We start from the raw sequence: 7,478 nt of genomic DNA, 5'->3' as shown, positions 1-7,478 counted from the left end.
ACAGCGGCAACGCGCGCCAACGCTTGTTCCACCCATCTCGAAGCGACAGCGTGACAGCCGCGACATGCGCGCTCATCCGCGCCATTCGCTCCGTGCGACCCGGTGCTGCCGAGATCCAAAGGGGAAAAGAGCCCTTTCGGGCGCTCGAGCGCGCCAACTCGTCGAACACGTATCGCCTCGCGCCCGTCTCCGACATGATCCTGCGGTTTGCCTTGCCCCGCATGGTGAACCAGTGCCCGCTCGTCGAGAGGTGGAGCAAAAGCTGCCAGGCATCAGCCTCCCGATCGAGCTGGTACCAGGCACAGCAACCCGGCGCCGCCATGGCGAGCCGCTCGGACGTCTCGGTGATCACATTGGCCCAGTTGCCGAGCTCCTTCTCGTGCAGCTTGCGCTTGGTGCTGTTTTCTTTCTGCTTCTGCTCTCGCGCCCACCACTGCATCGACGTCAAGCCGCAGGGCACCCCCTGCGAGTTGACGGCCAGACCGCAGACGACCTTCAGCCCCCGGGTGCCTCGACCATGGGTGCCGACGGCGCCGAAGTCCTTGCTTCGGTTGTGATCCGTGAGCGTGAGGCTTGTGCCATCGATGGCGACGAAGACATACATCTCCTTCGCGCAACGGCGCGCGCTGGCAAGACCGAGCGCCTCGAGGATAGCCCCTGCGTCGATGCGGGAGCTTTCCAGGAAGTCGTACGCTCCCTGCCTCTGGGCATCGACCTGAAAGACCTCACTCACCTTTCCCGACGGACACTGCACCGCCTGCGCGGCCATGCATGTCAGCCGCCGGGTCCGGCGCTTGTCTCCAAGATCCGCATGCCCGAACTCTTCCTGTGCCCACGCTTCCGCCGACGAGGCCGTCTTTGCATCCAACATCTCCCCCTCTAAATGTCGTCAGAGGGGGCGAATGTACCGATGGGAGATGGGACCAATGCTCAGGGCCGTGCCTGGTCCGGGGTCGAGGGGGCGGACAGCCCCCCGCGGGGTCCGGGGCAGCGCCCCGGCGCGACCTTACCGCCGAGCGATGCTCGTAGATGCCTCTGCGACGCCGCGGCGGTGTGCTGCTCGGAATGCGGAGGGGGTCATGCCGCGTGCGCGGCGGAAGACGCGGATGAAATGGGTTGGGTCGGCGTAGCCGACTCGTTCGGCGACGATGTCGATTCGTTCGTCGGATGTGATGAGCAGCCGCGCGGCTTCTGCGATGCGACCGGCGATGATCCATGCGCCGGCTGTCTTGCCGGTTGCTTGCCGGAGCGCTGTTGTCACGTGTGCGGGGGAGCGCCGTACGGCGCGGGCGACGTCGGCGAGCGAGATGGGCTGCATGCAATGCTTCTCGATGTAATCGAGTGCTTCGGCGACGAGCGGCGAGCTTGCGGTGGAGGGGTCTGGTGTGGGGAACGGCTGCGCGCGGAGCACCTCGGCGAGGATCAGGGCGACGAGGCTCTGGACGACGAGAGGGCCTGCGGGGGTTTGGGGGGCGCTCGTCTCCTGGCCGAGCTCGCGGAAGAGGCTGAGGAGGTGCTCGTGTCGGGTGGAAGGGACGGTCACGACGGCGGAGGCGCCGCTTCGTACGCGCTCGAACGGCGCGAGGAGGGGGCCGAGCTCTCGCGAGGGGAGGCATGGGATGCAGAGACCGAGGCCCCAGAGCTCCGCGTCTGCGGCGGTCAGCGTGCGATGCGGCTCGCCTGCGGGCACGACCAGCACGTCTCCTGCGCCGAGCTTGTGGCGCCCGCGTTGCTCGACGATCGCCGAGCCGCCTACGTAAAAACACAGGACGGCGTGGTCGTGCGTGGCGGGTCGCGACGGGGGCCGCTCGGAGCAGGCCTGTGCCCGGTGGGCGACGAATGCGGCGCTGCGGTGCCCGGCGATCTCCCAGCTCGTGCGGTCCATGGGCGACCATCTTACCAGAGCGCGCGCCATGTGGACGGATCTCATGGTAGCATCGCTTCGATGCGTTTCTTCCTACCTATTTCTCTCCTGGGCTCTCTCCTCGTGTTCGTTCCTGCCTGTGGCTCGGATCCGGCGGAGCCCTCGGGCGCTGGCGCCTCTGGCGGCAGCGGCGGGGCTGGCGGCGGCGGTGGCGGCGGTGCCGGTGGTGCCGGCGGCGGCGAGCCGGCTGGTTGCAGCGAGCCGTCCGAGGTTCCTTGTGAAGATCAGGTCATTCAGGGGATGAACCTCCAGAATGACATCGCCCCCGGCCTCATCACGAATGAGCCGGACGGCAGTGGCTTCCGCACCGGGGTCGACGCGACGGCGGGCGGCGCGTTCGTCTCGGATCCGGACTCGTACGTGTATGGGAAGTTCACCGAGACGGGCCTCCAGAAGGTCGAGATCTCCGATGAGGATTCGATCGCGTCGATGGACTGGGACATCGCGTTCCGGCGCTACGTCGTGCGGATCAACAGCGGAAACTCCGGCCCCTCCTGCGTCACGGCCACGCGCACGAAGGTCGACACGAAGTACGAGGAGGTCTCGGAGGCGCCCGATCTCCCGTTCCGCAAGGACGAGTACTTCTCCGAGGCTTGCGAGTTGATCCCGGATGGGTCGGGGTTGCCCGGGTCTCCGGCGACCGCGCTCTCGGGCTTCTGGACGTACACCTCGTGCGTGAAGATGACCGGGACCGTCTACGCGATTCGCCTCGCCGACGGTCGGGCGGTGAAGTTCATCGTGGATACGTGGTACGAGCCGTCCGTGCAGGAGCAGTGCAACATGACGGACTCGATCCCGATGATGAACACCGGCTCTGCGAACTTCCGCATCCGCTGGGCGTTCCTGCCGTGAGGGCGGCTCGCCTCGTCGGGATGGCCGCGCTCTCTGTGCTCGCCGCGTGCGGGCCGGAGGGCGCGGGGCTGGGGGGGCTCGGAGGTGATGGGCCGGCGCTCGCGCCCCTCGACCGGCCGGATACGCCGGGCAATGGGTTGCAATTCAATTTCGAGCCGGGCGACGTCGTGGAGACGTTTGGCTCGCCTGGGGGGAAGTTCCTCGTCCATTTCACGCTCGCGGGCCCGCATGCGGTGCCGCTCGCGGACGCGGACGGCTCGGGCGCGCCCGATTTCGTGGAGCAGGTGGCGTCGGTCTACGACGAGGTGCTCGGCCATTACGAGGGGATGGGGTTCCGGCCGCCGCGCAGCGACGAGGGGCTGCCGGACAACGGGGGGGATGGCCGGTTCGACGTCTACCTCGTCGATTTCGCGGGGATCGGCGACGGCACCTACCAGACCGATACGTGCGGGCCGGACAAGCCGGATCAATGCACCGGCTACATGGTCCAGGAGAACGATTACAAGGGGTACAGCTACCCGTCGACGCTCGTCGCGAACCGCATCCTCGGCAGCCACGAGTTTTTTCATGCCGTCCAGGCCGCCTACGATCACGGCCAGGGGAGCGTCTTCAACGAGGGGACTGCGGTATGGGCCACCGAGACGTATGATCCCACGCTCCCCGATTTCGAGGCGTTCATCGACGGCTACCTCGACAACACCGACCGCTCGCTCGACGTGCCCCTGCCCGGGCCCGTGGATCCGTTCAGCTATGGCAGCGCGATCTTCTTCCAGTTCCTGGAGGAGCGATACGGCGACGGCACGATCCGCACGTTGCTCGAAAAGACCGAGGACGGCGCGGATGACGTGGCCGATCCGAACTGGCTCGACGTGCTCGATCCGACGCTCGCCGCAGTGGACGGCGCGTCCTTCCCCGCGGCGTTCGTCGAGTTCGCCACGTGGAACCTCTTCACGGCCCAGAGCGCCGATCCGACGCGCGGGTATACGGACGGCGCCAAGTATGCGCCCGTCCACATGGAGAGCGTCGCCGCGCCGTACACGGACGTGCTGCGGGTGTTTTATGCATCCTCCCAGTACTACCGGGTCGGGACGGGCGGGCGCGGGCAGATGACCGCCGCCCTCGCCACGCCGGAGGACGCCGTGGAGCAGGTCGACGATCTCGCCTTGCTCGTCACGACCCGCACGGGCACCACGGTCGGCCCCGTCGTTCGGGCGCTCGACGTGCGCGCGGGCGCCGATCCAATCGATACATCGAGCGCCGACGATCTCGTCGTCGTCGTCGTGAATACCGCCCAAACGGGCAACTCCCGCAAGCCGACCCTTTGCATCGGCTCCCCCGACGAGGTCGAGGCCTGCAAAACCGCCGTCGAGAGCTCCGGCAGCGGAGGCGGCGGTGGCGGCGGGAGCGGCGGCGCAGGCGGGAGCGGCAGCGGCGGCGGCGATCCCATCGACCCGGGCGACCCCGGCGACTGTGGCTGCGCGTTTTCTCCCGCCCCCGCGAGCCCCGGCCTCGCGGCGCTCGGGGCCCTCCTGCTCCTCGGTCACCGCCGCGCGCGCCGTCGCAACGACAGGCCCGCGAGCAAGGCCCCGTAAAACGCCCCCGCCATCCATGTGTCCCCGCCCGCCCGGCCCGCCCGGCAGGCGCAGCCCGCGTCCTCTTCGGTCTCGGCGGGCGGATTCGGCGTCGTCACCGGCGGCTCCACGTCCCCGAGCGCCGCCGTCAGCGCGGCGACCGGGTCCACGATGCCGTGACCGAACACCACGTCATGCCCGGCCGCGTCCGGCGTCGCGTACGGCGCGGGCCTCGCGGTCTCGACGAGCAAGTCCACGATTTCGGCCGAGCTGAGCTCCGGCGCGGCGCTCGCGACGAGCGCGGCCACGCCGGCGGCCACGGGGCACGCCGAGGAGGTGCCGCCGAAGTTGAGCGTGTAATCGGTCGGATCGAGCCCGCCCGGCCCCACGATGTCGGTCGTGAGCGTGCCGATGGGCGCGACGAGGTCGAGCGACGCGCCGAAATTCGTGAAGAACGTCTTGTCGTCGAACTGGTTGATCGCGCCGATCGTGAGCACGCCGCGCACGGCGTTGAGCTCGTCGTCGCCGAGCTTGCGGTTGTCATTGCCGGCCGCGAAGACCACGACCGCGCCCTTGCCGCCGCGGCCGTTGTCGAAGACGTTGTCGATCGCGTCGCGCAGCGCCGCCGGCACGGGCATGGCCTCGACGTACCCCCAGCTATTCGAGACGACGGCGGCGCCCGTTTGCAGCGCGAAATCGAAGGCCTTGATGGGCGCGGAGAGCGGCGTGGCCTCGTCGGCGAGCATGCGGACGCAGCGCAGGCGGCATTCCGGGCAGGCGCCCGCGATGCCGACGCCGTTGTTCGTGGCCGCGCCGATGATCCCGGCGCACGCCGTGCCGTGCTCGGCGCCCGAGAACGCCGGGTCGTAGCTCGGGTCGTCGTCGCCGTCGACCACGTCGACGCCCGGATCGAGCTTGCCCTGGAGATCGGGGTGCGTGAGATCGCAGCCGCTGTCGATGACGACGACCGTGGTCGCCGCGTCGCCCTGCGTGATGCCCCAGGCCTCGGACATGCGCATGCTCTCGTCGCCGAAATACCATTGTCCGGAGAAACGCGGGTCGTTCGGGGTAAACGGTGCGCCGCGGCGCTCCATGCGGACGTAGAGGTTCGGCACGGCGTCCCGCACGCCTTCGGTGCGCGCGTCGGGGCGCGCGAGGCGGGCGGCGATGGAGAGGCCGTCTTCGCCGGCCGTGTCCTCCACGAGAAAGAGGCCGATCGAGGGCATGAGCGGCTCGACGAGGCGATAGCCGCGGCGCGCGAGGGCCTCTTCGCCGCCCGGATCGAGGCGGACGACGGCGGTGTGATCGATCGAAGCAAGGAACGACCGCGATCCGTATCGAAGGCGGACGGGCTTCAGGCTTCGGCCGCGGGGATCGAGGGCCGCCGCGCCGAGGCGCTCGGCCGTGACGGCTTGGCCTCCGTCGAGGAAGGTCGACGCCTCGGGCGGGGGCGCGGCGTGGGCGAGCGGCGCGGCGAGGAGCGTCGCGAGGAGCGGGAGGGTCGTGCGAGCGTGCTGGATTCGGGGAGCCATGCGGCCTCCGGGGCGAGGGGTCCTGCCGCGCAGTGTACGCCGAGCCTTGACGGGACGCGCGGCCTCGTGTCTTTTGAGCCTCGATGGTCTCGATTCGCGCTTCGATTCCCCTCGCCGCCCTCGCCTCCCTCGTGGCTTGCCAGGATGGAGGCGTGTCCCCGCCGCCCGCGCTTTCGGCCACGCCCCAGGCCCCGGCGCCCACGGCGTCGGCTTCGGCGGCCCCGACGGGCTCGGCCCTCGGCGCGGACCTGCCCCGGCCGAAGCGCCCGAAGACCCGCGAGGCGCCGAGCCCCGAGAAGATGCGCGCGTACCGAAAGCACCTCACGGAGGGGCGGCTCCTCGGCGGGAAGTCGCAATGGCCGGAGGCGATCAAGGAGTTCGAAAAGGCGCTCGCCGTGGTGCCGGGCGACGCGCCCGCGCTGACGGAGCTCGGCTGGGCGGCGTTCAAGGCCGGCGAGCTCGACCGCGCCAAGCAATCGAACGAGGAGGCCCTCCGCCGGACGACGAGCCCGAAGCTCCAGGCGATGGCGCATTACAACCTCGGCCGTATCGCCGAGGAGCGCAAGGATCCGAAGGCCGCGCTCGACCATTACCGGAAATCGGTCGCGCTCAGGCCGAACGAGACGGTGGAGAAGCGGATCGCGGAGCTTTCGAAGCAAGAGAAGGCGCCCGCGGCGCCGGCGGCCGAGCCCCTGCCCTGCCAGACCGCGGCGGTGAAGATCGCCGACGTCTGCGCCTGCCTCACGAAGCCGGAGCCGGGGGATCCGGAGGCGCCGCGGCCGTGCGAGCCGGTGAAAGAGCCCAAACTCCCCCGGCCCGAGCTCACGTTGCTGGAGGCGCAGACGGGCGTCTTTCAAACGGACTGGATCCTCGTCGCCAAGGGCGACAAGGGGTTTGTTCCTGTCGGGAAGATCGGATCGACGCACAACCCGGGTGCGTTCGGCATTTACGAGGAGCTCTCGATCCCCACGGTGACCGAAAAGACGGCCGGCAAGACGACCGTGCTCTGGTTCGAGGCGCGGCGCGATCGGCACGACTCGGACATGGGGATCGACGAATACGAGGAGGAGACGGTCCGGACCGTGACCCTGTGCGTGCCGCCCCAGGGAAAAACGACGGAATGGAAATGCCCGCTCACGGTGCCCGTGGAGCGCACGTACATCCGCGACCGCATGCAGCTCGAAGGTTTTACGCCGGACGCCGAGACGCGCAAGCTCATGACGAAGGGGCTGCCGATCAAGGAAGGCTGGGCGCTCGACGTGAAGCTCGGCGAGGGCAAGGCCGAGGTGAGCGTCACCGGGGGCAAGCCGCCGGCCCAGGTGGCCGCGCTCGTGGGATCCCACCCGCTTTAGTCCCGAGGGAGACGCCTCGCGTCCCCCTCTCGTCCGGGCAAAGCCCGGACGATTCACCCGCTTTAGTCCCGAGGGAGACGCCTCGCGTCCCCCTCTCGTCCGGGCAAAGCCCGGACGATTCACCCGCTTTAGTCCCGAGGGAGACGCCTCGCGTCCCCCTCTCGTCCGGGCAAAGCCCGGACGATTCACCCGCTTTAGTCCCGAGGGAGACGCCTCGCGTCCCCCTCTCGTCCGGGCAAAGAAAGTC

6 protein-coding genes are annotated in these 7,478 nt (G+C 69.4%); 3 read left to right on the top strand and 3 right to left on the bottom strand.

The genetic code is table 11. The features are described 5' to 3' along the window. A partial coding sequence (locus tag QHF89_RS49510; RefSeq protein ID WP_284722009.1) for an IS4/Tn5 family transposase DNA-binding protein occupies positions 1–871 on the bottom strand: 871 nt, incomplete at its 3' end. 135 nt (positions 872–1,006) lie between these two features. Next, positions 1,007–1,885: an AraC family transcriptional regulator gene (locus QHF89_RS49505; RefSeq protein ID WP_136973368.1), complete on the bottom strand. Its 879-nt coding sequence runs from the start codon at positions 1,883–1,885 to the stop codon at positions 1,007–1,009. A 60-nt stretch (positions 1,886–1,945) separates the two neighbouring features. On the opposite strand from QHF89_RS49505, the gene QHF89_RS49500 reads away from it, so the two are divergent. Together QHF89_RS49500 and QHF89_RS49495 are read left to right on the top strand one after the other, a co-directional pair. Continuing rightward, on the top strand, positions 1,946–2,776 hold the full coding sequence (locus tag QHF89_RS49500) for an HmuY family protein (RefSeq protein ID WP_136934972.1): 831 nt from the start codon (positions 1,946–1,948) through the stop codon (positions 2,774–2,776). Positions 2,777–2,796: 20 nt separating this feature from the next. After that, a complete protein-coding gene (locus QHF89_RS49495; protein WP_284722008.1) occupies positions 2,797–4,368 on the top strand; it encodes an MXAN_6640 family putative metalloprotease in 1,572 nt (523 codons plus the stop codon). On the opposite strand, the gene QHF89_RS49490 is transcribed toward QHF89_RS49495, so the two are convergent. Further along, entirely contained in the window at positions 4,317–5,879 is a 1,563-nt protein-coding gene (locus tag QHF89_RS49490) for a S8 family serine peptidase (protein ID WP_136973367.1), read from the bottom strand. The genes QHF89_RS49495 and QHF89_RS49490 overlap by 52 nt on opposite strands. An 83-nt stretch (positions 5,880–5,962) precedes the next feature. Between QHF89_RS49490 and QHF89_RS49485 the strand changes: the two genes are divergently transcribed. After that, on the top strand, positions 5,963–7,231 hold the full coding sequence (locus tag QHF89_RS49485; RefSeq protein WP_136973366.1) for a tetratricopeptide repeat protein: 1,269 nt from the start codon (positions 5,963–5,965) through the stop codon (positions 7,229–7,231). The last annotated feature ends 247 nt before the right edge of the window (positions 7,232–7,478 follow it).

Source organism: Polyangium sorediatum (assembly GCF_029946465.1).
Classification (GTDB): Bacteria; Myxococcota_A; Polyangia; order Polyangiales; family Polyangiaceae; genus Polyangium; species Polyangium fumosum.
The sequence above is the reverse complement of the archived record's forward strand: the minus strand, read 5'-3'. Positions and strand labels throughout refer to the sequence as shown.